The 25,358-nt window shown below is 43.8% G+C and carries 28 protein-coding genes and 1 riboswitch; of the genes, 7 read left to right on the plus strand and 21 right to left on the minus strand.

What is annotated here, in order from left to right; all coding sequences use genetic code 11:
• Nucleotides 1–83 precede the first annotated feature (83 nt).
• Entirely contained in the window at nucleotides 84–401 is a 318-nt protein-coding gene (gene trxA / locus NYE72_RS25615) for a thioredoxin (protein WP_036679814.1), read from the minus strand.
• Nucleotides 402–755: 354 nt separating this feature from the next.
• Here trxA and NYE72_RS25620 point away from each other — a divergent pair, with 354 nt between their 5' ends.
• Nucleotides 756–914, plus strand: coding sequence for a YqzM family protein (locus NYE72_RS25620; protein WP_094902239.1), 159 nt, complete (start codon nucleotides 756–758; stop codon nucleotides 912–914).
• A 474-nt stretch (nucleotides 915–1,388) separates the two neighbouring features.
• Here the strand turns inward: NYE72_RS25620 and dnaI are convergent, their stop codons facing one another.
• The 3 genes from dnaI to NYE72_RS25635 form a co-directional block, all read right to left on the minus strand.
• Nucleotides 1,389–2,345: a primosomal protein DnaI gene (dnaI, locus tag NYE72_RS25625; protein ID WP_036685219.1), complete on the minus strand. Its 957-nt coding sequence runs from the start codon at nucleotides 2,343–2,345 to the stop codon at nucleotides 1,389–1,391.
• Nucleotides 2,346–2,363: 18 nt separating this feature from the next.
• Entirely contained in the window at nucleotides 2,364–3,902 is a 1,539-nt protein-coding gene (locus tag NYE72_RS25630) for a DnaD domain protein (protein WP_076134189.1), read from the minus strand.
• A 240-nt stretch (nucleotides 3,903–4,142) separates the two neighbouring features.
• A complete protein-coding gene (locus NYE72_RS25635) occupies nucleotides 4,143–4,439 on the minus strand; it encodes a YuiB family protein (protein WP_036685224.1) in 297 nt (98 codons plus the stop codon).
• A 307-nt stretch (nucleotides 4,440–4,746) separates the two neighbouring features.
• Between NYE72_RS25635 and hemQ the strand changes: the two genes are divergently transcribed.
• Nucleotides 4,747–5,505, plus strand: coding sequence for a hydrogen peroxide-dependent heme synthase (hemQ, locus tag NYE72_RS25640; RefSeq protein ID WP_036685226.1), 759 nt, complete (start codon nucleotides 4,747–4,749; stop codon nucleotides 5,503–5,505).
• A 65-nt stretch (nucleotides 5,506–5,570) separates the two neighbouring features.
• Here hemQ and NYE72_RS25645 read toward each other — a convergent pair whose 3' ends face one another.
• Together NYE72_RS25645 and NYE72_RS25650 are read right to left on the minus strand one after the other, a co-directional pair.
• On the minus strand, nucleotides 5,571–5,849 hold the full coding sequence (locus NYE72_RS25645) for a hypothetical protein (protein ID WP_076103726.1): 279 nt from the start codon (nucleotides 5,847–5,849) through the stop codon (nucleotides 5,571–5,573).
• 1 nt (nucleotide 5,850) lies between these two features.
• Nucleotides 5,851–7,044, minus strand: a complete 1,194-nt coding sequence (locus NYE72_RS25650; protein ID WP_036685230.1) for an NAD(P)/FAD-dependent oxidoreductase — start codon at nucleotides 7,042–7,044, stop codon at nucleotides 5,851–5,853.
• A 331-nt stretch (nucleotides 7,045–7,375) separates the two neighbouring features.
• On the opposite strand from NYE72_RS25650, the gene NYE72_RS25655 reads away from it, so the two are divergent.
• Nucleotides 7,376–8,350, plus strand: a complete 975-nt coding sequence (locus tag NYE72_RS25655) for an NAD(P)/FAD-dependent oxidoreductase (RefSeq protein WP_036685581.1) — start codon at nucleotides 7,376–7,378, stop codon at nucleotides 8,348–8,350.
• Nucleotides 8,351–8,482: 132 nt separating this feature from the next.
• Here NYE72_RS25655 and sda read toward each other — a convergent pair whose 3' ends face one another.
• Together sda and NYE72_RS25665 are read right to left on the minus strand one after the other, a co-directional pair.
• On the minus strand, nucleotides 8,483–8,626 hold the full coding sequence (gene sda / locus NYE72_RS25660; protein WP_036685584.1) for a sporulation histidine kinase inhibitor Sda: 144 nt from the start codon (nucleotides 8,624–8,626) through the stop codon (nucleotides 8,483–8,485).
• Between the two features lie 315 nt (nucleotides 8,627–8,941).
• Nucleotides 8,942–9,604 (minus strand): YheC/YheD family protein, encoded by a 663-nt coding sequence (locus NYE72_RS25665; RefSeq protein WP_339210724.1) that lies wholly within the window; start codon nucleotides 9,602–9,604, stop codon nucleotides 8,942–8,944.
• Nucleotides 9,605–9,937: 333 nt separating this feature from the next.
• Between NYE72_RS25665 and NYE72_RS25670 the strand changes: the two genes are divergently transcribed.
• Nucleotides 9,938–10,147 (plus strand): hypothetical protein, encoded by a 210-nt coding sequence (locus NYE72_RS25670; protein WP_036685233.1) that lies wholly within the window; start codon nucleotides 9,938–9,940, stop codon nucleotides 10,145–10,147.
• Between the two features lie 463 nt (nucleotides 10,148–10,610).
• On the opposite strand, the gene NYE72_RS25675 is transcribed toward NYE72_RS25670, so the two are convergent.
• From NYE72_RS25675 to NYE72_RS25685, 3 genes are all read right to left on the minus strand, one after another.
• A protein-coding gene (locus NYE72_RS25675) for an IS3 family transposase (protein WP_094903917.1) occupies nucleotides 10,611–12,169 on the minus strand; the annotation gives its coding sequence in 2 pieces (ribosomal slippage) (nucleotides 10,611–11,536 and nucleotides 11,536–12,169; 1,560 coding nt in all).
• An 89-nt stretch (nucleotides 12,170–12,258) separates the two neighbouring features.
• Nucleotides 12,259–12,711, minus strand: a complete 453-nt coding sequence (locus NYE72_RS25680; protein ID WP_036685234.1) for a GNAT family N-acetyltransferase — start codon at nucleotides 12,709–12,711, stop codon at nucleotides 12,259–12,261.
• Nucleotides 12,712–12,812: 101 nt separating this feature from the next.
• Nucleotides 12,813–13,172, minus strand: coding sequence for an iron-sulfur cluster assembly accessory protein (locus NYE72_RS25685; protein ID WP_036685235.1), 360 nt, complete (start codon nucleotides 13,170–13,172; stop codon nucleotides 12,813–12,815).
• Between the two features lie 458 nt (nucleotides 13,173–13,630).
• Here NYE72_RS25685 and mqnE point away from each other — a divergent pair, with 458 nt between their 5' ends.
• Nucleotides 13,631–14,737, plus strand: coding sequence for an aminofutalosine synthase MqnE (gene mqnE, locus NYE72_RS25690; protein ID WP_036685236.1), 1,107 nt, complete (start codon nucleotides 13,631–13,633; stop codon nucleotides 14,735–14,737).
• Between the two features lie 51 nt (nucleotides 14,738–14,788).
• The gene (locus NYE72_RS25695; RefSeq protein WP_076099373.1) at nucleotides 14,789–15,850 is read left to right on the plus strand and encodes an NAD(P)/FAD-dependent oxidoreductase; all 1,062 of its coding nucleotides are present in this window, start codon (nucleotides 14,789–14,791) and stop codon (nucleotides 15,848–15,850) included.
• A 410-nt stretch (nucleotides 15,851–16,260) separates the two neighbouring features.
• Here the strand turns inward: NYE72_RS25695 and NYE72_RS25700 are convergent, their stop codons facing one another.
• Entirely contained in the window at nucleotides 16,261–16,515 is a 255-nt protein-coding gene (locus NYE72_RS25700) for a YuzB family protein (RefSeq protein ID WP_076105303.1), read from the minus strand.
• A gap of 81 nt (nucleotides 16,516–16,596) precedes the next feature.
• On the opposite strand from NYE72_RS25700, the gene NYE72_RS25705 reads away from it, so the two are divergent.
• Nucleotides 16,597–16,845, plus strand: a complete 249-nt coding sequence (locus NYE72_RS25705) for a NifU family protein (protein WP_036685249.1) — start codon at nucleotides 16,597–16,599, stop codon at nucleotides 16,843–16,845.
• 158 nt (nucleotides 16,846–17,003) lie between these two features.
• Here the strand turns inward: NYE72_RS25705 and NYE72_RS25710 are convergent, their stop codons facing one another.
• The 9 genes from NYE72_RS25710 to NYE72_RS25750 form a co-directional block, all read right to left on the minus strand.
• Nucleotides 17,004–17,870 (minus strand): MetQ/NlpA family ABC transporter substrate-binding protein, encoded by an 867-nt coding sequence (locus NYE72_RS25710; RefSeq protein WP_036685252.1) that lies wholly within the window; start codon nucleotides 17,868–17,870, stop codon nucleotides 17,004–17,006.
• 57 nt (nucleotides 17,871–17,927) lie between these two features.
• Nucleotides 17,928–18,587, minus strand: a complete 660-nt coding sequence (locus tag NYE72_RS25715) for a methionine ABC transporter permease (RefSeq protein WP_076141971.1) — start codon at nucleotides 18,585–18,587, stop codon at nucleotides 17,928–17,930.
• Nucleotides 18,587–19,603 carry a methionine ABC transporter ATP-binding protein gene (locus tag NYE72_RS25720; RefSeq protein WP_036685258.1) on the minus strand — a complete coding sequence of 339 codons (1,017 nt, stop codon included), beginning with the start codon at nucleotides 19,601–19,603 and terminating at the stop codon, nucleotides 18,587–18,589. Before NYE72_RS25720 ends, NYE72_RS25715 begins: the two co-directional genes overlap by 1 nt.
• A gap of 102 nt (nucleotides 19,604–19,705) precedes the next feature.
• A riboswitch (SAM riboswitch) is annotated at nucleotides 19,706–19,841 on the minus strand.
• Between the two features lie 102 nt (nucleotides 19,842–19,943).
• Nucleotides 19,944–20,678, minus strand: coding sequence for a Cthe_2314 family HEPN domain-containing protein (locus tag NYE72_RS25725; RefSeq protein WP_036685261.1), 735 nt, complete (start codon nucleotides 20,676–20,678; stop codon nucleotides 19,944–19,946).
• Nucleotides 20,679–20,833: 155 nt separating this feature from the next.
• Entirely contained in the window at nucleotides 20,834–21,817 is a 984-nt protein-coding gene (locus tag NYE72_RS25730; RefSeq protein WP_326046884.1) for a COX15/CtaA family protein, read from the minus strand.
• 102 nt (nucleotides 21,818–21,919) lie between these two features.
• A complete protein-coding gene (locus NYE72_RS25735) occupies nucleotides 21,920–22,264 on the minus strand; it encodes a thioredoxin family protein (protein WP_036685265.1) in 345 nt (114 codons plus the stop codon).
• 78 nt (nucleotides 22,265–22,342) lie between these two features.
• A complete protein-coding gene (locus NYE72_RS25740) occupies nucleotides 22,343–23,971 on the minus strand; it encodes a polysaccharide biosynthesis protein (RefSeq protein ID WP_038573188.1) in 1,629 nt (542 codons plus the stop codon).
• Between the two features lie 26 nt (nucleotides 23,972–23,997).
• The gene (locus NYE72_RS25745) at nucleotides 23,998–24,483 is read right to left on the minus strand and encodes a DUF456 family protein (protein ID WP_038573189.1); all 486 of its coding nucleotides are present in this window, start codon (nucleotides 24,481–24,483) and stop codon (nucleotides 23,998–24,000) included.
• Between the two features lie 58 nt (nucleotides 24,484–24,541).
• A complete protein-coding gene (locus tag NYE72_RS25750) occupies nucleotides 24,542–25,309 on the minus strand; it encodes a Cof-type HAD-IIB family hydrolase (RefSeq protein WP_036685270.1) in 768 nt (255 codons plus the stop codon).
• Between the last annotated feature and the right edge of the window lie 49 nt (nucleotides 25,310–25,358).

Here is a 25,358-nt window from a genome sequence, read left to right on the forward strand (position 1 = left end):
GGCATTCAGCACACAAAACGCCTCCGGAATGAACCGAAGGCGCTGAGTGGCAGGGCCGAGGCCCGAACAGTAGCATCTATCAATTATTGATGTTTTGCTACGATATTTTTCAGGGATTCTTTGGAGTTCAGTCCCACAACTTTATCTACCGGTTGACCATCTTTGAAGAAGATCAGAGTTGGGATACTCATAACACCAAAACGGGAAGCCGTTTCCGGATTCTCATCCACATTCAATTTTGCAATTTTCACGTCGTCTCCCAGCTCTGTGGACAATTCATCCAAGATTGGAGCGAGCATTTTACAAGGACCACACCAAGGAGCCCAGAAGTCTACTACTACAGTACCTTGACCTTCCACTTCGTTACTGAAGGATTGGTCAGACACGTTCACGATAGCCATGATATTGTTCCTCCTTTAAGTTTTGCGAAGCATCACGCACATCTTAAGCCAAAGCTTAGTTCATGGAAGCTGCTCCGAAATATGAGTTAATAAATTGTTTCATGTAATATGATAACCAAATTACCACTTACCGACACATTACAAGTATAACATATCTTTATGGGATATGTGAAATATCACTCGCAATTATATTGCCTTCAATGTATTTTTTTTGCGTACTCTTTTCTTTACAACCTCCCCAGCATTTCGGTATACTTAAAGAAAGCGCATTAATTGTCAATGACTTATTTCATAAAACTAATGTCAATTTGCATCTAACAATACAGGGCTTGTCCCTGTAAGGAGGCAGAAACTATGGATGTTAACGCGCAAGTACGGGACCCACGAGAACATATCAACGAAGAACCCCGCAATGATCTTGGGGATTTAATGACCGGATTTTTCGGAATGACCACGTTTATGACGGTTGTCTTTTTCGGAATGGTCATCCTTAAATTCATTCTCTCGGAGTAAAGGAATCATCGCACAATAAAAAGAAGTTGTCTCAAAAGTAGTGAATGCTACTTATGGGACGGCTTCTTTTTTTGAGAATAATGAGGGAAAACCTCCCTGATTATAGCCGATATTTGCTATAAATGAACGGAATCAGGGAATTCCTCCCTAATAATCGGGAGAATATCTATTTTCGCTGACGAATCAGTTCATTTTTAGGGAGATATTCCCTAATTAGTAGTCTAATGAGCAGAAACCTCTGAATTTTAGGGAGGTATTCCCTAATTATCGATCAGAGTGAGTATGCCCGCCAGATGTTGCAACCGGAAAGTGTGTTTGGACAATTAAAGTACACTCAAGACTTCCGACGATCCTGCTTCGCAGCATGGAAAAAGCGGCGTTTGAGTTCGAATAACTAAAAAAACGAAGAGCAGCGATCCTCCAATAAAAGGGGAATCACTGCTCTTTTAAATTTTACATTATGAATATTCCAGCTTATCTATTGGCCCCTCGCTGATTCTCCCCATGCAGTGGAAGCACATCCACAAAAGGAGCAATGCGATCCATTAGTCGTTGGCCTTTATAGACCTCTTCACCATCTTTGCTCGTAAAGCTAAGATGTTTCTCCAAGCCATCCAATGGATAATTCGAGGTATAGAAGGTTGGTTTGCGGTTCATCCGATAATTCAAGATCGCCCCAAGTACATGATCACGAGCCCAAGGATTCAAATTTTCCGCACCAATGTCATCAAAAATAAGCAAATCACAGTTTTTCATCGTATCGACAGTTTCCTTCATTTTCTGGCCATCCATCATGATCGATTTCAAGTCCTCTATAAAGTCTGGCATGTATACGATCACTCCGGTATATCCAGCAACAGCAAGCTCATGCAGCAAATAACACATCAAAAAAGTTTTGCCTGTTCCGAAAGAGCCATGTAAATAAATGCCGCGTGAAGTCAGGCCTTCCTCTTTAACACTGGTGATATAATCAAATATTTTATTCACAGCCGAGACCCGACGCGGGTCTTTGCCCATAATATCTATCTCATCATAACCGCCGTTAAGTACACGCTCGTCCACATAAAAGCTACGAATACGTTTGCGGATATTATCCTGATTATCTTGTGCCACTTTAAGTCGGCATGCCGTCTTGCGTTCATATAGATCCACTGAACCATTCACAGTTTCTACCGTTAGTTTACTATAATGGCCAGGAAAATCATTTGGACACTTCTCTAGTCCTGGGCAGTTCGCACAGTTTCGGCTTTCCTCTACATATTGATACAGGCGACTCATATGAAGCCGCAGTCGTGATTCGTCCAGCTCAGGATGTTCGGACTGTAATGCCTTCACAAGTGGATGATTGAATAACCCCTGTTCAAGATCGCGTTGACGCTGCCGTAGAGTTGGATTGTTGATCGAACGAAGTACATCGCCCATAGACTCCATTGTTCCACCTCTCTTTCATTAAGGCGTTTGCGATACGCCTTTTTTCTTACTAGCCTTAATTTCTGCCGCTTTCTTCATCATCGCCGCGAATTCCTCTTCCGATACTGTTCCGGCACTTCCATCATCCAGCACAATCGGAATTTCCGGTTTATTGGATCGGCCTGTATTTTTGGCATAAGAACGTGATCGTGTACCTCCAGCAGTATTAGCCGTTGTCCCCTTGCCCTTCACTTTGGACTGATCTCTAATATATCTTACAGCCTTCTCATAGGTGTTCACTTGTTTAACCAGCATATTGGAGGCGATAGCCTCTACAAAATTGCGGTTCATCCGCTGTTCTCCACCCGAAGCTACCATAGTCATTAAATAATGAATGAGTACATTAATTACTTCACCGCTCAGCTTATAGTTCAGATCTATTTTCTCGAACATATCCATCAGATGGCTGGGCACTGCACCCGGGAAAAAGGTTTGTAGCAGTCTTGTATAAGGTTCGTTACGCAGCATCATATTATATTGGTGAATGTCGCATTTGGACAAAAATTGTGGCGGTACTTCTACATAATACTCCATCTCAACTGATTGCTCTGGTGGTGCTATAGAATCATCATTCTCTTCGGTCGCACTGGACCGGATGGAAACAACTTTTGCAGCCGCAATTTCACGTTTTTCCTGTCGTTTCATATCTTGCCTGAAATGTTGGCTCGCTTTATATTGCAACGCATCCAGCATTACCTCGCCCTCCGGTGAGAACACTCCATCCTCATCCAGCAAACGACATAAATCCTGCGGACTCAGTTCGTATTTATGAGCAACATAGTTAATTACACCCATTTGAGTATGGTCGAAGCGCAGTTTTTCTACATGAGCCCGATTCACAGACTCCCGTGGAAAACGCAAAATAATGTCACTATATCCGATTGCCTGCTCTCCGGATTCAAGCGTGCCGGGCTGTCGAACAGAGGCTACCTCTGCCAAAGCTTGCTCCAACTCATAATCAATGACATGTGTATTAAGTTGAAAAATATCATAAAAAGGCACGGAAATATTCTCTTTGCCTATAGATCTGCGACTCCACTCTTCCGGCTCGCGATTCCAGAACTGTTCCCGTAAGGACAGCACAGCAAATTTGCCAATCTTATCACGTAACAGCAAGGTTAAATGCTGAGTGGCAAAAAAGTCGGCTGGCGATAGCGGCGGCATTAGCTCATATTCATATAAATAATCATCTGTTTCCGGCACATAGATTCGACAGGTCTGCAACAGACCCACTGCTTCTAACCGGGAAGCCTGATCAATTAAATATTTGCGGCCTTTCTCATTGGGTTCAACACCCAAAGTCATAAATAGCCTGCGCTGTTGCTCCACTCCAGAATAGCCAATGCTATCTGCTGGCACATGTTCAACCAGCAAGCGATAGAAACTGATTGCAAAGGCTCCCACCATAGGTTGATATACAGAGCTAAGCATACGTCCATCTATAACACTAAGACCAAATTCGCGGGAAACGCAGTACCGATGATGTTCGGTGAAATGATGTAAGTTACTCATCCGCATCTACGGATACCCCCTTGTTTACACGAATTCATACAGGATTCTATTCTATCACAAATTAACATAGCGAAAATGTAAATAAAATCCCAATTTCGACTCTTTTCGCAATATAATCAACTTCTTCTTACGAATATCTACCTCTATTAAACAAGAAGAAACGGCTTCGCCGTCCTCTAAAGAGGAAGGTATCCCGTTTCTCGCAGAAATATAAGACTGATTCATAACATAGGCTCTTTCGAATCTTTAAAACATCTTGTAACCGCCAAAGCGCAGCTTTTGAATGGTCCATCCACTAAGTATAGCACCTGCAAGACCAGCGACACCTGTAAGATAATCAACAAAGTGGAAACTGGAGAGATGCTCCCAGAGCGACATCGCGTTTCTATCCCAAATAGAATAGATTACGACGGGTAGAATAATAAGTACGAATAGATAAGCGGGGAACCAGGTTGTCTTCATTAACATGTTAAGAATAAAGCCGATACCAAACATCATCACAAAGAATAAAACGGCTAGGATAAACACTGGAATAAATCCCATCTTACCGTCTCCACCCCTTTCTATAAAGAAGCGCACATCTTTTACAAGCTAGTAGTAAGTTTACTAGAAAAAATGTCACGAAGCAATGAACTTTATTCAAATTCACGCACTAATTCGCACACTTACAGGATGCCTCCGTTTGCTCTTGGCGGCTTGATTGCGATACAATGCAAGTAGATTAATCAGATCATACATAGCCTATGAAGCAGATGCTTCGTAAGACTAAGTTTATGCTTCAATTGCGAGTTTTACGCGATGTTATTTTGGGCGAGGCTTATGCTTCGTAAAACTTTTAAGGAGTGAGATCATGATCGAAGCCGCTTTGACACTGGAAGGCTGGTATGCACTGCATGACTTCCGCTCTCTGAACTGGACCGCTTGGACGGCAGCAGATGATGAAGAACGTGCCGTTGCCCTGGAAGAACTACATGCTTTTATGCAGGAATGGAGCCCTGTTGAGGAAGCTAAAGAAGGCAGCACCGCAGTATACTCCATAGTGGGCCAAAAGGCCGATTTTGTAATGATGTTTTTGCGCGAAAGCCTAGAAGCTTTGAACCAACTTGAGACCGCCTTTAACAAAATCGCTTTTGCTCAATATACAACCAAAGCTTATTCATATGTAAGTATTGTTGAATTAAGCAACTACGCTGCTGGTGGCAGTGGTAGCGACGGCAGCGATCCAATGCAGAATCCGCATGTTGCCGCACGGCTAAAGCCTATTTTACCGCAAGCGAAACACATCTGTTTCTATCCTATGAACAAAAAACGCGAGCTTGCCGATAACTGGTACATGCTTGATATGGACAAACGCCGGGAACTCATGGCTTCACACGGGTTAATTGGACGTTCATATGCAGGCAAAGTGAAGCAAATTATCACCGGCTCCGTCGGTTTTGATGACTGGGAATGGGGCGTGACTCTGTTCGCTGAAGATGCACTGCAATTCAAAAAGCTGGTATACGAAATGCGTTTTGACGAAGTAAGTGCTCGTTACGGCGAATTCGGACCTTTTTATGTCGGCAATCTGCTGACTGAAGAATCTTTTGAAGAAATGCTCAAGCTGTAATAACAAAAAAGGGTGTGTCTCCAGTTCGTATGGAGACACACCCTTTTTATTACCATATTATTAGATTAAGACACCGAAGTTCCTGAATCCTCATCTTCGTTATCCTCTTCATCTTCACGTAAACTTTCCAGATATTCAGCCGTGGCCCGATCCCGAGCGCGCCCTTTATCCTTCAGGCGTTCGATACCAGGGAGAATGAGCAGATCAATTTCCTTCTGAACGATATAAGCCAGATCATACTGGTTCTGATCCTCCAGATAAGATCCAACCTCTATCAGTCCGTTATAACGGTCCAATTCTTCCCGAGTCAGCAGTCCGCGTACCTGTACGCTGCAATGGCGCATCTTATAAGAATCTTCCTTTTTTCAGAACCAGCGGAATTCCGCCGATAATGAACAAGTAGCGCATATCTACAACTTTTTTCAACTGAGCTGCAGTCCAGCCCTTGTAAGTTTTGCTGCCTACTACAGCGATTCCTTGGCCTTTGCCTAGGGAAGCCACGGTTCCTTTATTGCTGAATGCGAATTTCTTCGGCTGTTGATTGCGGATTGCCGCTACCAAATTATGCGCACAGCATTCACCCTGCTGCATAGCAATTTGAGCGGTTGGCGGGTAAGGGCGTCCTTCCGGATTAATCATAAGGGAGCCATCACCAATAATGAAGATATTCTCTTGGCCCGGTGCACGTAGATATTCATCTACCTTCACGCGCCCACGCATAGCTTCAAATCCGGCAGCCTCAATAAGACGATTGCCACGGATTCCGCCTGTCCAAATAATTGTGGAGGCTTTGATTTCTTCGCCTGATGCCAGAATCACCCCGTTTGGCAGACACTCCTTGATCGCAACCCCCATCTTGAAGGTAACTCCCTTTTTGGTGAGCAAGTCCATCGCATACTCAACAAGCTCAGGAGCAAAACCAGGCAGTGCTGTCGGAGCAGCCTCTACGTTATATATATTAACCATACTTGGATCAACGTCATATTCTTTACACAGTCCAGGGATACGGTCAGCTAATTCAGCTACAAATTCGATACCGCTAAAGCCAGCACCACCGACAACAAAATTAATATGCTCCTGAGCATTGTTCTCGTTCTTGTACTTAGCGAATTGATATTCAATATGCTCGCGAATTAAACGAACGGAATTGATGCTCCGGATTGTCAGTGCGTATTTATCAAGTCCAGGAATACCAAATGTTTCAGGCTCTCCACCTAAAGCAATGACAAGATAATCGTACGATAGGGTACCATCCTCCAAAATAATCTTTTTCTGCTGAGTACGAATTTCCTGAACAGATGACTTCACGAGGTCGATCTTGAATTCATCGATTAGTTTCGAAATGGACACCCGAGTGTGTTCAATACTGTCCGTACCCGCGGCAGGCATATGTAGATGGGTAGTAAAATAGTGGTACTCGTGACGGTTTACAAGCGTGACATCCGCTTCATTATAATTCAAAGCCTTCTGCAAGCGCTGTGCGGTCAAAATACCCCCATAGCCCGCGCCTAAGATAACGATTTTGGGAATACTACTCATGTTCCGGCTCCTTCCAAGAGGTAAATCTGTCTTTGTATTTTTTATTGAAACAATGTACGGTCCTTTTTGTGAATTTATACACTTATATTTAGAAGAAATTCCAATCAAACTTGAAGCATTTCTAAATTGACCATATCCATTGTAAACCTTAGTGTAGCATTAATCAAACATTAAAATACTAAAAAACGTCACACTTTTATTGACTTCTAAAGTCTTTCTTTGCAGGTATGTGTCACAATGATTATAATAAGTAGGTACACAAGTATGGCAAAATGAATATATCAACTCGGAGGTGTAATATCCCGTGACCCAAGAGCAATCCAGCGTTCCTATGAGCGACCTTTTAATCATAGGTGGCGGGCCAGCTGGCATGTTTGCCGCATTTTACGGCGGAATGCGTCAGGCATCAGTAACCCTTATTGAAAGTATGCCCCAATTGGGGGGACAACTTGCTGCCCTTTATCCAGAAAAATACATTTATGATGTGGCAGGTTTTCCAAAAGTAACAGCACAAGAATTGGTCGACAACCTGTCTCGGCAAATGGATATGTTCCAATCCAATATCCGGCTGGAGGAGAAAGTGATTTCTGTTCAAAAACGGGACGAACGTCATTTTGTGGTTACAACCGATGTAGCCGAATACCACAGTAAGGCGATCATCATTACAGCTGGTGTAGGTGCATTTGAACCTCGTCGTTTGGAATTACCCAACGCTGGACGTTTTGAAAAAGCAAACCTCCATTATTTTGTAAATGATCTAAATGCCTTTAAAGATAAAAAAGTTCTGATCAGCGGTGGCGGTGACTCTGCAGTTGACTGGGCACTCATGCTGGAACCCATCGCTGAACAGGTAACCCTGATTCACCGCCGGGATAAATTCCGTGCGCATGAACATAGCGTTGAGAACCTGATGGCTTCCAAGGTTAACGTAGTTACCCCTACTGAAATTACAGAGCTGCATGGTGAAGAGTTCATTACTAAGGTTACATTGTCAAATATCAAGACCAAAGAAACTCAAGAAATTGAAGTGGACAGCGTTATTGTTAACTTCGGATTCATCTCTTCCCTAGGTCCTATTGCCGAATGGGGTATTGAGATTGAGGGGAACTCCATTGTTGTTGACTCGCGTATGGAAACAAGTATTCCAGGCATATTTGCTGCCGGCGATATCACAACTTATCCTGGTAAGCTGAAGCTGATTGCTGTAGGATTTGGCGAAGCTCCAACGGCTGTGAATAATGCTAAGGTGTACATTGATCCAGAAGCCAAGCTTTCACCGGGTCACAGCAGTAATATGAAACTCTAAATCTATTAACACAATAAAAAAGGGTATTCTTACAGGCCTGTTGATAACAGCCTGTGAGGATACCCTTTTATGTTTGTTTGTGCCTCGCGGTTTTATATATGTAGCCTGCTACAAAGTTATCCTTTGCGCTTTTTAATGAAGAACCGCATGTACTGGAGAGTGTAAGTTTCGTTTGCGAATTTCAACGAGTAGAAGAGCGATGAAATCATGCTCTAGTTGCAGCTCTATTGCTCTATGGTAAGAGTCAAGCAGCATCTCATCCGACAATTCAACCATAAACTTCATCTACCTTTCCTTTATTTGGATCTGAATCTATCATATCAAACTATCATTTTTCGAACAAGCGTTCGCGTTATCCACAAGTACATGTGGAAATCCTGTGTATAAAATGTGTGTAAGCGTTATAAAGGTACTAGCTACACAGTGGACTATGGGGATAATAGTTATACACAGGATTGAACCACTTGTATACAGCTAAAAATATATTTTTATTGTAAATAAATTACAATGTTATTTACCCCAAAAGAACGCAACTAAACGCAATTTTATCTTACTACTCTATTATCGTCAATTCTTAAAATAATTGTTAATTTATTGAGGTCTTGTATTAACCTCCAGAATCCATATTTTCCCTGAATAATCTACAGCATAATCAAAGCCCAGCTCACCTATTCCCGGAAAATGCCGTTCCATAATTCCGATACATACATGGGTTAGTCTCCGCATTTCTGCTTTCTTCGCTGAAGCTTTAATCCGCGGCAACGATCTACGAAGTCCTTCACGACATGATAGCATCGTTCCCCCTTTACAAAGATTGGTCACGAACAGACCTGGCCGAGCCAATCTACCTACCATGGAGCGAAATTCCCAAACATCACCATTTTTAACTACTTTGACCCGATAATCAATAGGCCGCCCGCCGATTCTCGCCAGGGAAATCCCTTGTTGAATCAAATATCTGCGTCTTGCTTTCACAGTATTAAGCGCACGTCTCATGGATCCAAAATCCTTGTAAATTCGAGTTCTGTCCATATAGGTGAATCCATAACCGCAACTATCCCGAAAAACTTTGATTACACCGTAACCTCCGCCACCCACAATAGGTTTAATGACAACATTTCCATATTTACGAAGCATTGCCAGGAGCGTTTCTGCCCTGTACCCCCTCGTCATTGGGATATAGGGTGCAACCCGAGCATCGGTCAGCAACGCCTCTGTCTTCAGCCACTTACTGGCCAATTGTCTTCCTGCCATCGTCCTTTCCCTCCCTTCACAATCCAGCCTACCCTATACATTACTCAGAGAAGGTCTCGCCCTCTTGTATGATTGTCCGTGTAAGATGCCGCTCTTAGCAAAAAGGGCTTAGTGTTTAGCACAGCATCAGTCGACAGCGACAGGGTACAACCGCGGATTTTGTAGATTCAGTTCTCAAGAAATTCGACATCATTATCTTAATGGATGAGTTCACTATAACTAGAATAATCTTCAAAATCGTTGTATTATTAATAGCGGTTACATTTTCAATTTCTACTATTATAGTGAGTACTAACAGAATCACTAAAAAGCACAGCGCGGGGAGGGCTCAGAATGGCACAGTTTTTTGAGGTTTTATATTGGGTGGCTATGCTTGGGATGTCCATTGTATTGGCTGGAACGACTATACTGATCTGCGCCATCGGCTTTAAATTTATTAAAGACAAACGCAGAGCACTGGGTACGGGCTGTATCGCCTTCTCCCTTGGAGCTGCAGCGCTCATCGTATTTATGATTAATTACAAGTTTATTATTCCAGCCTAATGTACGCAGGGACTGCCTATAAGCAGCTTATTTCTATGAACAGACGGTCCGACCATCGCAAAAAACAACAGAGCAGCGATTCTCCAGTTATGTGGAGAATCGCTGCTCTGTGTTTTTAATCAATAGCTATCTGCTTCAACAGTGTCGTTAACCCATAAGCGTTTCGGACCCAGATGACGTTATTTGCAGATTTTCAACCTTTTAGGCGTCGTTTCGGACTCCAGTGACACTATTGCTTAAAAAGAGCTTCATATTTACTGATTTTCATAGCAATAGCGGCAATGCGGTCCATTGGCACCACAAATATGGGGAAATGCGGCGTTTAGGGTCATCTGTGTCCGATACAAGGTTCGCGATACATGGTTTGCTTCCTATGTAAAAGAATAAAGAGCTACCCCAGTGCACATTAAATGGCTTCTGAACTGCACCCCGTCAAGTAGACAGCACAAAAAATAAAAGTAGTTTAAGCGGCCTTAGTCCTAAATTCAATGGGACTGAGGCCGTTTAGTTTTGCCTGTAACCGTTCGTTATTATAAAAGTGAATGTAGGTATCAATATCTGTTTGGAGTTCTTCAAAGGTCTGGTAGGTATGTAAGTAGTACTTCTCACATTTCAATGTTCCCCAGAAGGATTCCATCGGCGAATTGTCAATGCAGCAGCCTACTCGGGACATGCTTTGCTTCAGTTCTGCATCGTCCAGCATCTTCTTAAAATGCAGAGAGGTATACTGGAAACCACGGTCGCTATGGAGTAAGGTTCGGCTCTCCGGTGCTGCCTGCAAAGCTAATTCCAGTGTGTTAAAAACTAGCGAATTATTATTGGAATGACCCAGAACGTAAGCAACAATGGACTTGTCATACAGATCTTTTATTGCACTTAAATACGCCTTCTTGCCGTTGCCGTATTTGAATTCCGTTACATCCGTTACCCATTTTTGGTTTGGAGCTTCAGCCTCAAAATTACGGTTCAGCACATTCTCTGCAACCTGCTGAGGCGTGGAGCCTACATACTTCTTTCTCTTTCTGCGGATGACTGACTGGATACCTTGGCATCTCATCAGCCGGTACACTCGCTTTGCGTTAATAGATTTATCCATTTGTCTGCGCAAATGCAGGGTCAATTGGCGATACCCAAAGGTTCGTTCCACCTTCTCATACAAGAGGAGCATGGCCTCTGTCAGTTTCTCGTTGTCAGCCTCTCGAAAACTGGGTTTGCGATTCAACCATTTGTAATAACTTGACCGTGAAATCCCTGCGATGTCACACAAAAGCCGAATGGAGCAAGACTGTTCCTGCTGAACAGCCTGAATGGCCAGGTAGATATTCACCTGGCGAATGGTTCTTAACGCCTCCTCTTTTCGAGTTCCTCTAACTTTTTTAGAAAAGCATTCTCCGCACGCAGGCGTGCATTCTCGTATTCCAGCTTTTGCATCGCGAGTTTGTGGCGATCTGCTTCCGTAAGTTCTTCAGGCGCTTTGGTGCGTCCTCTACCGTCTCGTAATGCCTCTTCACCACCTGCTTCGTACTTCTTTACCCAGCTATATACTTGTTGGTAAGACACGTGAAAATGGCTTGCCGCCTTCGCATAGTCTTCTCCGTTCGAAAGGCAGTACAGCACGATATTTATCCGTTCCTGCCAAGTGGTTACGCGTCCTTTGGTCATAGCTTTAGTTCCTCCTGAATGAGCTGTTAAGCTGTTGCTATGACCATTATACTTCCTAATCCAGTTGGCGAGTTGGGTTGCACTTGCAATCTTATACTTGCAGATGATTTGGTTTTGCGACAATCCTCCCTCGAGATAATCCTTAACGGCATAGAGTTTAAGTTCTGCAGAATACGTACGATTGTAGCTTCGGACTTCCAGCCCTTCGTATCCATACAATTGATAACGTTGCCGCCACTTCACTATAGAGTTTTTGGATATTCCATACTTCCGGGCCGCAGCTTTCAAACCAATGTCGCCCCGTTCAATTTCTTGGAGAATCGTTAACTTTTCCAGTGCTGTATACTTCTTTTGTTCCATAAAAATGCTCCCCATACAGCGACAGGTTTTTATTATTTCACCTGTCTACTATATGGGGAGCATATCATTCTGAGAAACTCCCCTTTTACTCATAAATCTAGCGACAGGCGTATCATATCTATGACTTGAATCCCATTTTCAAAGATCTCTTCGCTGTAATGCCTAATAAAAAAGTCTCTATCAATTCCGGTGATTCTGAATCCGCATTTCTGATAAAGTGCCAATTGTCCAACGCTCGAATTTCCTGTGCCAATTTCAATGGTTTTTGCCCCAAGCAGCTTGGCATTCTGAATCGCATGGTTCAGCAGCTGTTTTCCTATACCTTGTCCGTGTTTATTTTCGTCGACGGCGATATTAACAATCTCTACAGTCTCCGGTCTTGTCTGCAGCACAACGTAGACTCCGATGATACTGTTATCTACCTCAGCCACACAACATAACCCTCTTCGTAAATATCCGTTAACTAAGCTCTCCGAAGGATCTGCTAATAGAAGTAATTCTAATGGAGGCTGTTCACCAGCTTTTAATTTTCTGATTTCCATTTCCGAACTCCTTGTGATGATTTTTGTCATTGAGAATAAAAAAAACTCCAAGCCTGTGTTGTTAGAATCCAACACGGGGCTTGGAGCCGTGATTGCTGCTATTAGCAAGGCTCTTCGTTAGGTTTCCCTGCATCCGTAGCTGTACGGAAGCTTGAGCCGCAGCCACAGGTTGCAGTAGCATTAGGGTTGTTGATGGTGAAGCCACCCGTCATGCCGGATTCTTCAAAGTCGATTTCGAGACCATCCAGGTAACGAAGGTTCTCCTTCTCCACAACCACTTTCATGTCTTGAATGTCCATATATACGTCCTGATCGGTTTCATTATCATCAAAGCCCATAGCGTACGAGAATCCACTGCAACCGCCGGGCGTTACTCCAATACGGAGGAACATGTTCGGTACTTCTTGTTCAGCAAGCATCGCCTTTAATTGTTCTGCTGCTTTTTCACTAATATTAATCATGATCTCATCCTCCTACAAATTCGTCTCACTTCATAAGCGGAAACTTATGTTTAAGGGGCCTTCCGGCCAAAAGTTATTTCTTAAAAATATAAGAAAGTATAAGTGTTGCACCTATTCTTTATGTCTTATATTTCTCGCTCAAACGCTTATCACCTTTATAAGGATGCCAATGACGTTTATGCTTGATAAATTCAGTATAACCGACTATTCCGTTACCCTCAAGTCACAACTGCCTTAGGCATGACCCTTCACAGCAAAAAACACCATCAATATCAAGCTGTTGATACCCTTAGGAGAGTAGGTTTATAATAGGGAAGGCACTCTAAGTAAAAATTCGGAAATTTGTCACGGAGGCAAGCTCGCCTCTTTCTTTTTTAGAATGAACAGCTACCACTTGGGTACGTCTGGAATTTATCTTCGAGCAATCTGCTCGTAAACTTTCAGGAGGAAATCATAATATGTCTACTCTTTTTACTCCCCACACGGATGCCCGAATGGCGAACATTATTGATAAGGTTCGCAGCGGCGAAAGATTGAATTTGGAAGATGGCGTTTATTTATATCAAAGCAACGATTTACTTACCATTGGCCAGCTAGCGAATGAAGTCAATATCGCCAAGAATCACAACCGGGTATATTTTATCGAAAACATGAGTCTATATTTCACCAATGTTTGCGAATCGCACTGTGCATTCTGCAATTTCCGCAAAGATGATGGAGAAGAGGGAGCCTATACCCTTTCCGGTCAGGAAATGGTGCAATATGTCGAACAACATATCCACCCAGGCGTACGCGAATTCCACATTGTTGGTGGCCATAACGACAAGGTTCCCTTCCAATATTATGTGGATTCTTTAAAAGCTTTGAACGAACGTTTTCCTGAGGTTACCTTAAAAGCCTACACTGCCGCTGAAATTGATTTCTTTACCCGTATTAGCGGTTTGAGTATTCGTGAGGTACTGGAACAATTGCGTGCTGCTGGACTTAAAACACTCACCGGTGGTGGCGCAGAGATATTATCCGACCAATATCGTAAAAAAATGCGTGTAGACAAAGCTAATGTGGAAGAATATCTGGAAGTCCATCGGACAGCACATCAGCTTGGGATGAAGACCCATACCACTATGCTGTACGGCTCCATTGAATCTCACGAAGACCGTATCCGCCATATGATGCAAATCCGTGATTTGCAGGACGAAACCAATGGCTTTATGGTATTCATTCCATTGTCCATGCAGCCTAAGAATAAAAACGCTGGCATCATGCGCCGCAACTCTGCTTATGAGGATCTGAAGACCATTGCGATCAGCAGATTGATGTTGGACAATTTCGATCACATCAAAGCGTACTTCATTAACATTGGCCCTCAGCTTACTCAAGTTGCGCTGAACTTCGGTGCATCAGACGTGCATGGCACAATTCTAAAAGAACGGATCAGCCACGCGGCTGGCGCCTTAACACCGGAAGGTCTGACTCGCGACGAATTGATCTGGCTAGTGAAAGGTGCTGGACGAATTCCTGTCGAACGTGACACTTTCTATAATGAGGTTAAGGTATACGAATAAGAAGACTACCTGAGATTTGTTATCCCATATTGGAAAGGAAGTTCGGTCAGCATGAGAACAATACTCGTTCTTGGCGGTGGCTACGGCGGCCTAGCCTTAATTCAAGAATTACTCAATAATCATCTTCCTCATGATGTTGAAATTATCTTAATTGACCGAATGCCTTATCAAGGAATCAAAACGGAATATTATGCGCTCGCCGCAGGTACCGTAACTGATTATCACCTGCGCATTCATTTTCCGGTTCACCCCCGGCTTACTGTCCGGTACGGTGAAGTGAGTTCCATTGATTTGGAGAGCAAAATAGTCAGTATGGAATCCGGTGAGATTGTATCTTATGATCTCCTAGCCATTGCTCTTGGCTGTACCGATAATTACCACAACATCCCTGGTGCTGATCAATATACCTGCAGCATCCAGACCTTTGCTGGTACTCGGGAAACCTACCGCCGTTTAAATGATGTGAAGCCTTACGGAACGATAAACATCGTAGGTGGAGGATTAAGCGGTGTTGAATTAGCCGCAGAGCTTCGGGAGAGCCGTCCAGACCTTAACATTGCTATTCTGGATCGCGGTGAACGTGTTTTGTCTGCCTTTCCGGCAAAGCTGTCACAGTACGTAGAGGAATGGTTTCATCACCATCAGGTGCAAACGCTCGGACGAATCTCTGTATCTCATGTAGAGAAGGATTCGATTTTTAACGGTACCGAGGAAATCCTTTCAGATGTGACAGTATGGACCGCAGGAATTCAACCTGTAAAAGTAGTTCAAGATTTGAATGTGTCGAAGGACCGCGGTGGACGGATTATGCTGGATGAGTATTATCGTATACCGGATTATCCTGAGGTATATGTGATTGGTGACTGTGCCAGTCTGCCATTTGCACCAAGCGCACAAGCCGCTGGAGCACAGGGTGAGCAGGTAGCTCAGGTTATTCAAGCCACCTGGCGCGGTGAGACTCCTAAGCTTCATCCTATTCGCCTGAAGGGTACTTTAGGGTCACTAGGCAAAAAAGCAGGATTCGGACTTATGGGACAACGCTCCGTCAAAGGACGGGTTCCCCGCATCCTCAAGAGCGGAGTGCTCTGGATGTCGAAACGCACTTTAGGATAAGCCTAAGATTGGTTCATAAGTATTCAACGAAGCTACTCTCAGATAAACACGAGAGTAGCTTTCTTACGTTATTGGTGCGTATACCCTACGGACTCAGATATCCTTATTCGCAAATTTTTAGCCTTTGGAGGAGAGTTTCGGACTCCAGTGAAGTTATTGCTTATAATGAGGTTCATTTATGCTGTTTTTCAGGTGAATAGTGACTATGGGGTCCGATAGCAATCCAAATGTAGGAAAATACTCAATATAAGGTCGCCTGAGTCCGGTGGCACCTTCACGGTAGCACCTGCACTCTCCAATATGTTGCCTAATCGATCAAATTGGTGGATTTTGTTCAAGTAAGGTTCCAAAAAGAGGGAGCACTCCATAATTTAGATTATGAAGTGCTCCCTCTTTTTTTCTCGAGAAATTTAGTCAAGATCTATATTAAACCAAGCCTCAAGCTCTTTGATCTTGGCCTCAATTTTCTCTTCTAGCTCTACAACAGTGTCTGCTGCAATAATGTCACCTTCAACCATGGCGAAAGGCATTAAATAACACTCTCCACAATTGTTCAGACATCCGTATTCAATGACATCATAATCCGGATTTTCCTCCAGCTTATGCATTAGCTTGTCTGTTCCGTGACCCATGTTGCTGGAACAAAATTCAATAATTGGTCTCATGATGATCTCCCTATTCCGCCTAACCATTTTATTTTTTAACTTTTTGTACTATAATGAACTTACGAAAGGAGTGATTGAGAAATGAGTGAGAATGCACAAAGCACCGAAATGTATGATGAAGTACTAGAAGTGCTGGATAAGCTTCGTCCGTTCCTGCAGCGCGATGGCGGTGACGTAGAACTGGTCGATGTGGAAGACGGCATCGTTAAGTTGAAACTTATGGGTGCCTGCGGCAGCTGCCCAAGCTCCACGATCACCTTGAAAGCCGGGATTGAACGCGCCCTCCTTGAAGAAGTAGAAGGCGTTGAAGAAGTAGTTCAAGTATTCTAAATCCCGTTCAATAACCCTCCCGATTCTCCTGTGAAGGAGATCGGGATTTTCTTATTATAGAGGATTTAACATTCTCTCACAACCTTAGAACATAAAACCCGCAAGCCAACTTGGCTGCGGGTTCTTGTTATGACTATAGACGAATTTAGCTTAATTCCTTAAAACGCTGGAATGATCGCACCTTCGTACTTTTCTTCAATGAAAGCTTTAGCTTCTGGAGAATTCAGGGCAGCAACCAGCTTTTTGATGGCTTCGGAATCTTTATTGTCTTGACGGGTTACCAAAATGTTAGCATAAGGGGAATCTACACCCTCGATGAACAGCGCATCTTTAGTTGGCACAAGACCAGCGTCTAGTGCAAAGTTCGTGTTGATCAAAGCAAGGTCTACCTCATCCAGTTGACGTGGGAGCATAGCCGCTTCCAACTCAATGATGTCGAGGTTTTTCTTGTTTTCAGTGATATCTGCTTTCGTTGCAGCAATGTTTGTATCATCTTTCAAGGTAATCAGACCATTTTTTGCAAGTAGGATTAGTGCACGGCCACCGTTAGTAGCATCGTTCGGAATGGCAACTTTTGCACCATCAGCCAACTCATCGATCGATTTGATTTTTTTGGAATAAGCTCCAAAAGGCTCAACGTGAACGGATGCAACGGAGACCAGATCTGTTTTATTATTTTTGTTTTGGTCATCCAGATACGGTTGGTGTTGGAAAAAGTTAGCGTCTAACTCCTTCTCATCAAGCTGCACGTTAGGTTGAATATAGTCAGTGAATTCTTTAATTTCAAGGGTAATTCCATCTTTTTCAAGCAATGGAGCAATAGCCTTCAAAATTTCAGCATGAGGCACAGGTGAGGCACCAATAACCAGTTTCACAGGATCTTTAGTAGGTTCACTTGTTGCTTCTGCATTTGGTGCTGTTGTAGCAGCCGAGCTCCCAGCATTATTAGATGCATTGTTGTTACCGCAAGCCGCAAGCACCGCAACCAGTGTCAGGCTAAAAAATGTAAGTAGTACTTTTTTCATTGTAAATCCCCCTCTAATCTATATTTTGTATTGAATAAGGATATATATGGATGTACCTTATTTCCGTGTGTAATGTTTTACGAGTCGGTCACCGGCCATTTGTAGCAATTGCACCAGTACGACAATAAATAATATAGAAACAATCATAATCTCCGTCTCATAGCGGTGGTAGCCGTAACGAATCGCCAAGTCACCTAATCCGCCGCCCCCAACCATACCAGCCATTGCTGTATAGGAGACCAGTGTAACCAGTGTGATCGTAACTCCAGCTAGCAGACCTGGACGAGCTTCTGGCAAAAGAACACGCATAACGATTTGGTTCGTCGATGCTCCCATACCTTGTGCGGCTTCGATGACTCCGCGGTCTACCTCTCTTAACGACGTCTCTACCAAGCGGGCAAAAAACGGAGCTGCACCAATCACCAGAGGTGGAATCGTACCGAGTACACCAATGGAGGTTCCAACAACGGCTTTGCTGAAAGGAATTAGAGCCACCATCAAAATGATAAAGGGTACGGAACGTAGGATATTTACAAGTAATGATAAGACCGAGTAAGTTACTCTGATTACTATACTATTCGATTTCCCCCATAAATACAATAGAATTCCGAGTGGTAAACCAAGAATAATTGTGAACAATCCGGAAAAAAATATCATTTTTATAGTAGCAACCGTAGCATCGATCATTTCTTGCCAATTTAGATCTGCAAAATTCATTACGAAATCACCTCCACATCAAGGCCTTGAGCAATTAGTCTGGAGATCGTTACAGCAATCGCCTCAGCTGGCCCTTCAAACCGCACAATCATCTGTCCATAAGGCACATCTTTAATCGTTGAGATGGTACCATGTAAGATTGCAAAGCTCACACCCGTATCACGCACGACATCGGATAGTGCCGAGCCGTAAGTTTTTTCTCCGAAAAAAGTAATTTTGACAGCTTGAGAGTTATCCCCGGCAGCAGCATCAAGCGCCACTCGAAGAGGTCCTTCATTCTGTGTCTCACTGCGGATGAAATCGCGTGTAACCTCATGCTGCGGCTTGAGAAATACCTCTGTAACTTTGCCTTGTTCAACAATCCCACCACCATGTATGACCGCGACACGGTCGCAGATGCTCTGGATTACATGCATTTCATGTGTGATCAGCACAATGGTCAAATGGAATCTTTTATTAATATCAAGCAGCAGCTTAAGAATGGAATCCGTTGTCTGGGGATCAAGCGCAGAAGTGGCCTCGTCACACAGCAGTACATCAGGGTCACTGGCTAGTGCCCGGGCGATGCCGACCCGCTGCTTTTGTCCTCCAGATAACTGAGAAGGATACTTATCTGTATGTTCTTCAAGCCCAACTAGAGCGAGCAGATCTTTCACTTTTGTATCAATAGCTGTTCTAGATGTACCTGCAAGTCGCAGTGGAAAGGCAATATTATCATACACAGTCGCCGAAGAAAGCAAATTGAAATGTTGAAAAATCATCCCAATCTTGCGCCGCTGTTCCTGTAATTGACCTTGGTTAAGGCTAGTTAGTTCAACACCGTCTACCCAGACCTCACCTTCTGTCGGACGTTCCAACAGATTAATGCAACGGATCAATGTACTTTTCCCCGCTCCAGAGTGGCCGATGACTCCGAATATTTCACCTTTCTCGATGGACAGATTCAATCCAGAAAGCGCTGTTGCCGCATTACTCCCTTTTCCATAAACCTTTGTTATCCCTTTTAGATTAATCAACTCTCGTCGCCCCCCCTTTATATTTCACTTATTCTATACAAAAAAACCTCCAACGATCGATGCAGATCGCAAGAGGCTCTGTGGGTTTATTAAGACAATGCCTTCTCATCTGCCAACGACCGCAACCTGCGCCATTGTAGGAATTAGCACCATGACATTTGTACAACGCTTCCCGCGCTGGATACAAATCGGTTGCCGGGCTTCATCGGGCCTATCCCTCCGCCGCTCTCGATAAGATAAAGTTATGAAATTATATTTTTTCTGAAATCGTACATACTTTAATGCAAGCATAAGTATAGTGAGTTTATCGATTTTTGTCAAAAGGAAATATATTGAACGATTACGATTTTATGCTCTTTGCCTTGCTTATTTCCTTACGCAGCTGTTCATTGCTGTAGCTGAATGCCGCGATTAATGTCTTACAGTTCATTTCGAGCGATTGTTTTAAATCCTCAAGATGGCTATCCAGATCCTCGAGCTGAATTTTGTCATGCAGACCTTGGTGCCGCTGCCACAAATCATCCTGCATTTCAGAATTCATATAATGAATTTCAGCATTTCTGCGCTTGCGTAAATTCTCCAATGGATCGCGGTAGGAGTTCTTGATCTGTTCCAGTTGATCCGCTAATGCAGGATGCACATTCAATAATTGAAGCTGACGCAGCACTGTAAAGTAAGAAAAGTGCGTTTTTAATTTGGATGTTTTGAGATCATAAAAATGATTCAGTACCGTCCCAAGCTTGTCCAGAAGAGAGAAAACCCGGATAAAGCCATCTTTATAAAAATAAACATAACGTGCATAATCGCCCTGTTCCACCGGTGTCATATCATCCATATAACCCGCAATCACTAATTTCCGGTAAAAAGCGGCCGCGAACCAACTTTGCTCCAGTTCATCCAGAGAGGAAATCAGCCCACGTGTCCAAATCTCCAGCTTGCGGTATTCATGGTCATTATCCTCATGGGCACTCATTTCCTTGCGCAGCAATGCTGCAAAAGTGGCCATATTCTCCATCGCATCAGCCAACACACCACTGTTCTTTCGAGGCGGCTCTCCAAGTAATACCCGCAGCATATCCCAGTCCTCCTAAAGTTTTGTTCAGCGTCTGCTTCCATGGACTGCTTCGTACAAAACTCGCGACGTAAGCATCGGCCAATCAGCTCCACGATATACCGATTTCCACTTTATTATTCCGCGGGTGAAGCGCCTCTATCCACGGAGGGAATGTTCTACCAAGGCGGTGGAATCATTGGGTTCGTTACATTTTTTCCAGACACGACACTACCCGCACGATTTAGCTGCCAGACTCTTACACTCATATAACATAAGACACCAAACAAACTGGCAATCAGCAAAATATGAGCCAAAGCGGCAAATATGTACAATCTTTCATTATCTAGGGTGTAAACCACAGCCGCCCCACTAAACACCTGCATCAAGCATAACAGCACTGCAGCTACACCTAGCGCTCTAAGCTCTGGATAATCCTTATGCTTCCAAAATGCTAAATGCCCAAGCAGCGCAGTAAGCATGAATAAGAGCAAAGCCGCAATCCGATGCGTAAAAACAACACCTACACCTCCGGAAAGCTCCGGAACCCATTCTCCATTACAAAGCGGCCAACCCGAACACCCGCCCTGTGAATCCGTATGACTTACAAAGGCTCCAATATACACGACAATATAAGAATAGATGGCAGTAAAACAAGTTAAATTGCGAAAAGCCTTACTTACGGGTTTCTTTTGAGCTTCCAATGTATGATCATATTCGCGCGATTCATGCCATCTCTTGGTTCCAAGAGCCAACATCATAGCGCTCGAAAAGGCGATCAAAGAAAAACCCATATGCAGCGCCATTACAGCAGCAGATTGAGATCTAATTACTGCAAGCGCTCCCATACCACCTTGAACGATGACGAATAATAAAGTCATAAATGCATAGCCCAGCAAATCGCGCCGAGTACGGGCATAACGCCAAAAAGCAAACATCGAGGCAAGTGAGAATAACCCTGCCAAACCGCTAAACAAGCGATGGGTGTATTCAATCATCGAGCCTATAGTATAAGCCGGAATTAATTTCCCATGACAGAGCGGCCATTCATTTCCGCATTCCAAGCCCGATCCAGTCTTCGTCACTACCGCTCCTCCGAGTACAGCGAGGAACATGATAAGGCAAGTAAGATAACTAAGCCATTTCAACTGATTTGTCGTCAAAAATATCACCCGCAGTTTTTAGTAATGAAGAAGCAGCCAGACTTATATTTCAAAAAACCACCGCTTTTGCACAAACAGGCGAAAGCGGTGGTTCCTTAGGAATTACTTTTGAAGGCTTTGATGCACTTGGACCGCTTTATCAAGGAAATTTTCAATCTCTTCACGGGATTTGCGCAATTTATTAACGAATCTAACCAATTCCCGTCCATCCGAATATGCGACGAAGCTTGGAATACCCATAATATTTTGTTCTTGGCTAACATCGCCCACGGCATCAACATCTACCTCAACCAGTGTAAGGCGGTCTGCATAAGCCTGCTCTACCTCTGGGATAAAAGGATCGATAAATTTGCAATCCGAGCACCAGTCAGCCTTGAAGATGGCCACTGTTAATCGAGGTGATTGAATGGCTACCTGAAATTCAGCAGGAGAACTAATTTTGTCCATGATTTACTCAGTCCCTTCTTCAATATCTGTCTATTTTCTACTCTTTAAGTGAAGCAAAATGCAGGGTAGAAGTCAAACCTATTCTCTCATACGAACACGTGCAGGCTGTAACTTCATCAGCGGATTCAATAATTTTTGCAGCGCCCGCGGATAACTGGAGATTTCCTGTTTAGTCAGCACGCCCAGCACAATAAGCAGTACTAGATAAATAACAACAACTGCTGCTCCTACAACAAGACAAGTGATCAGAAACGCCAAACGTGCCGGCATCAGATCTGTTAACAGAATCCCAGCCTCATTCAAGCCATAACCAATCCCGCCGGACACAAGTACCGCAATCGCGAAACCGCCCCAACGTTTGCCCATAATTTCAAAAGGCACGATCGATTTCAGCATGCGTAAGTTAAGCAAAGTAATGACCACGAAACAAAGTGCTGTTGCACCGATGATTCCGTAGATGCCAAATACCTTACTAAGTAATAAGCTCGCCACTAATTTTACAATAATACCCGCTAACACATAATACATGGAAATTCGCGATTTGCCCATACCTAACAAAATAGAGTTCGTTGTCATCATCGTAATCTGAAAGATCGTTCCTAAAGTAAGCATGGCTACGATACCACTGCCATCTAAACTGGCGAACAATAATCCATTTACAGAATAAGCAGCTGCTACAAGCGCCAATACAATCGGCATCCCTGTCAAAATAGAAATCCGCAGAGCAAGCGTTATCTGCTTTTTCAAATGCCCCTCATCACGGCGGGCATAGGCAGCCGAAATGATCGGAATCAATGAAGTTCCAAGTGCGATAGCTAGAACAGGTGGAATGCCCGCTACACTCTGAGCACGATTGGATAAAATACCTAGCGCTGAAGTGGCACTATCCCTACCTATCTGATCAATCAATAATCGTACCGTAAGAGAAGTGTCAATTACATTCACAACCGGAATCGTAAGGGAAGACAGCACAATGGGAATAGACAGTGTAAAAATATCCTTGTAGATACCCCAAATCGGTAATTTTTGAGCAGTATCATAATTCAATCCTAATTGCTTGTCCTCACGGCGAAGTTTGACTGCAAAATAAATCATTACGCCAAACGCCGCAATACTACCGATCACGCTACCAAAGGATGCTCCCGCAGCAATTGTAGTGTTGCTATAACCTTGATGTAATAAAATATAAGCCAGCAAAATAGCGGTCAGTACGCGAGCGAATTGCTCCACGATCTGAGAAATCCCACCTGCCATCATATTGTTGCGGCCTTGAAAATATCCACGCATCATCGCTATTGCCGGAAAAAGAAGCAGGGCAGGCGCAATAGCTTTTATCGCCATCGCCGATTCAGGGACATCAGCAATATGAGTTGCATAAAATGGAGCCCCTATGTACAGCAAGACAGTCATAAACACCCCTGCTGCCACTGAAAACAGCAGTGCAGCATGATACACTTGTCTCGCCTCTTCAGGACGATTCAAGGCGTATCGTTCAGAGACCATTTTGCTGAGTGTACTTGGAATCCCAGCGGTGGCTACGGTTAGAAGCATTAAATAGATATTGTTAGAAACTCCGAACGATGCTCTCCCCACACCGTCAAAGATATGGTCCAGCGGCACACGCTGGACAAGCCCGAGTACCCTTGCCACCAAAGCTGCAGCAGCAAGGATAAGCGTGCCTTTAACAAAAGACTCTTTCTTGGACAAACTCTTTCCCCTTCTTCACTGTTAAATTAAAACCGGGCGACCCATATAAAAAAGAGGACGACCATAATTACCTGCAACACGATTTTGACCAAGGTGCTGCTAAATAAGCCGAGTATGGAGCCAACACTTACCTTAGCAGCTTTAGAAGGTGAAGATCCCACGATCAATTCTCCAATAAAAGCCCCTAGAAATGGTCCAATGATAAGACCAAAAGCCGGGATAACAAAAGGTCCCAAGATCAGCCCGATCGTGCTCCCGATAATCGATGAACGTGAGCCGCCAAATTTTTTGACACCCCACGCTCCTACAACATAATCAGCAACAAAAAGAACTACAACAATCAGTGTTTGAATAATCCAGAACCAAACCCCAAAGGGCTCAAAAGAAAAGAACCAGCCGTATACAAAAAAGGCAAGATAGATCGCTAACGCACCCGGCAGTATGGGATACACAGCCCCTGCCAATCCTACAGCAAACAAAACAATGATAAGAATCCAACCCAGGATCGTCAATTCCTTAACCTCCTACTAGCATAATGCTCCATGGATTCACTTCGCAGTACTGCTTTTATTATTTGCTGCCTACAGAGGCTGCAGCTTCGGTAAAGATATACTTTTGGATGACCTCGGCAATCCCGTCTTGATTATTGGTCGCCACCACAACATCAGCCTCTTGTTTAACCGTCTTTTGCGCGTTGCCCATGGCAACCCCAAGTCCAGCCTGCTGGATCGCCGCCAGATCGTTAAGGCTGTCGCCCACAGCTACAACTTGTGACATTTCTATTCCCAGCAGCTTGCAGACTTCCTTTATTCCTGCTGCCTTATTCACGCCTAGAGGATTAATCTCCAGATTGTGCGGAGAAGAGTTCGTAATCTCCAGTCCACCCATATCTTGAAGACGAAGCAACAGCTTATGGCGAAGCTCATCATCTTCAGTGTGATAACCGAACTTAAGCCATTCTCTACCCGTTACATCCCCATCCCAGTTATCCTGTTTGAGAACTTCGTCCAGAGAATAAGCCCAGAACCAGATGTCATCTGCTTTTGCAAGATCATACATTTCTTGTACCAGCTTGGGATCCATTAGCGATCTCCGGTATATTTCATGTGGCGCTCTCCACACCTCACTGCCGTTCACAGTGATCATCGGTGTCTCTAAACCTAGCTGCTCTGCATAGGGTAAGGCACTTACAAATGCCCGGCCTGTCGACAGACAGACATGAACGCCTGCGTTGACCGCCTTTTGAATCCATTCCACCGTTGTGGGTGTAATTATCTGTTCATCATTCAGTAGGGTTCCATCCATATCCAATGCAAGCAGGCGGTATTTGGCAATCATTTGCCACCCCTCCATTCTTGTATGCTCTCTATTGAGAAGCTGTTTATTT

The sequence above is a fragment of the Paenibacillus sp. FSL L8-0333 genome, from assembly GCF_037965665.1.
Lineage (GTDB): Bacteria > Bacillota > Bacilli > Paenibacillales > Paenibacillaceae > Paenibacillus_AQ > Paenibacillus_AQ odorifer.

Coding starts and splice junctions, on each gene's coding strand:
- trxA (WP_036679814.1), bottom strand. CDS start 401: ATGGCTATCGTGAACGTGTCTGACCAATCCTTCAGTAACGAAGTGGAA.
- NYE72_RS25725 (WP_036685261.1), bottom strand. CDS start 20,678: ATGCTGCGGGTATTACTTGGAGAGCCGCCTCGAAAGAACAGTGGTGTG.
- NYE72_RS25735 (WP_036685265.1), bottom strand. CDS start 22,264: ATGGACAAAATTAGTTCTCCTGCTGAATTTCAGGTAGCCATTCAATCA.
- NYE72_RS25695 (WP_076099373.1), top strand. CDS start 14,789: ATGAGAACAATACTCGTTCTTGGCGGTGGCTACGGCGGCCTAGCCTTA.
- NYE72_RS25670 (WP_036685233.1), top strand. CDS start 9,938: ATGGCACAGTTTTTTGAGGTTTTATATTGGGTGGCTATGCTTGGGATG.
- mqnE (WP_036685236.1), top strand. CDS start 13,631: ATGTCTACTCTTTTTACTCCCCACACGGATGCCCGAATGGCGAACATT.
- NYE72_RS25710 (WP_036685252.1), bottom strand. CDS start 17,870: ATGAAAAAAGTACTACTTACATTTTTTAGCCTGACACTGGTTGCGGTG.
- NYE72_RS25655 (WP_036685581.1), top strand. CDS start 7,376: ATGAGCGACCTTTTAATCATAGGTGGCGGGCCAGCTGGCATGTTTGCC.
- NYE72_RS25680 (WP_036685234.1), bottom strand. CDS start 12,711: ATGGAAATCAGAAAATTAAAAGCTGGTGAACAGCCTCCATTAGAATTA.
- NYE72_RS25705 (WP_036685249.1), top strand. CDS start 16,597: ATGAGTGAGAATGCACAAAGCACCGAAATGTATGATGAAGTACTAGAA.
- hemQ (WP_036685226.1), top strand. CDS start 4,747: ATGATCGAAGCCGCTTTGACACTGGAAGGCTGGTATGCACTGCATGAC.
- dnaI (WP_036685219.1), bottom strand. CDS start 2,345: ATGGAGTCTATGGGCGATGTACTTCGTTCGATCAACAATCCAACTCTA.
- NYE72_RS25650 (WP_036685230.1), bottom strand. CDS start 7,044: ATGAGTAGTATTCCCAAAATCGTTATCTTAGGCGCGGGCTATGGGGGT.
- NYE72_RS25750 (WP_036685270.1), bottom strand. CDS start 25,309: ATGATTGCCAAATACCGCCTGCTTGCATTGGATATGGATGGAACCCTA.
- NYE72_RS25715 (WP_076141971.1), bottom strand. CDS start 18,587: ATGAATTTTGCAGATCTAAATTGGCAAGAAATGATCGATGCTACGGTT.
- NYE72_RS25665 (WP_339210724.1), bottom strand. CDS start 9,604: ATGGCAGGAAGACAATTGGCCAGTAAGTGGCTGAAGACAGAGGCGTTG.
- NYE72_RS25620 (WP_094902239.1), top strand. CDS start 756: ATGGATGTTAACGCGCAAGTACGGGACCCACGAGAACATATCAACGAA.
- sda (WP_036685584.1), bottom strand. CDS start 8,626: ATGGTTGAATTGTCGGATGAGATGCTGCTTGACTCTTACCATAGAGCA.
- NYE72_RS25630 (WP_076134189.1), bottom strand. CDS start 3,902: ATGCGGATGAGTAACTTACATCATTTCACCGAACATCATCGGTACTGC.
- NYE72_RS25700 (WP_076105303.1), bottom strand. CDS start 16,515: ATGAGACCAATTATTGAATTTTGTTCCAGCAACATGGGTCACGGAACA.
- NYE72_RS25635 (WP_036685224.1), bottom strand. CDS start 4,439: ATGGGATTTATTCCAGTGTTTATCCTAGCCGTTTTATTCTTTGTGATG.
- NYE72_RS25685 (WP_036685235.1), bottom strand. CDS start 13,172: ATGATTAATATTAGTGAAAAAGCAGCAGAACAATTAAAGGCGATGCTT.
- NYE72_RS25645 (WP_076103726.1), bottom strand. CDS start 5,849: ATGCGCCATTGCAGCGTACAGGTACGCGGACTGCTGACTCGGGAAGAA.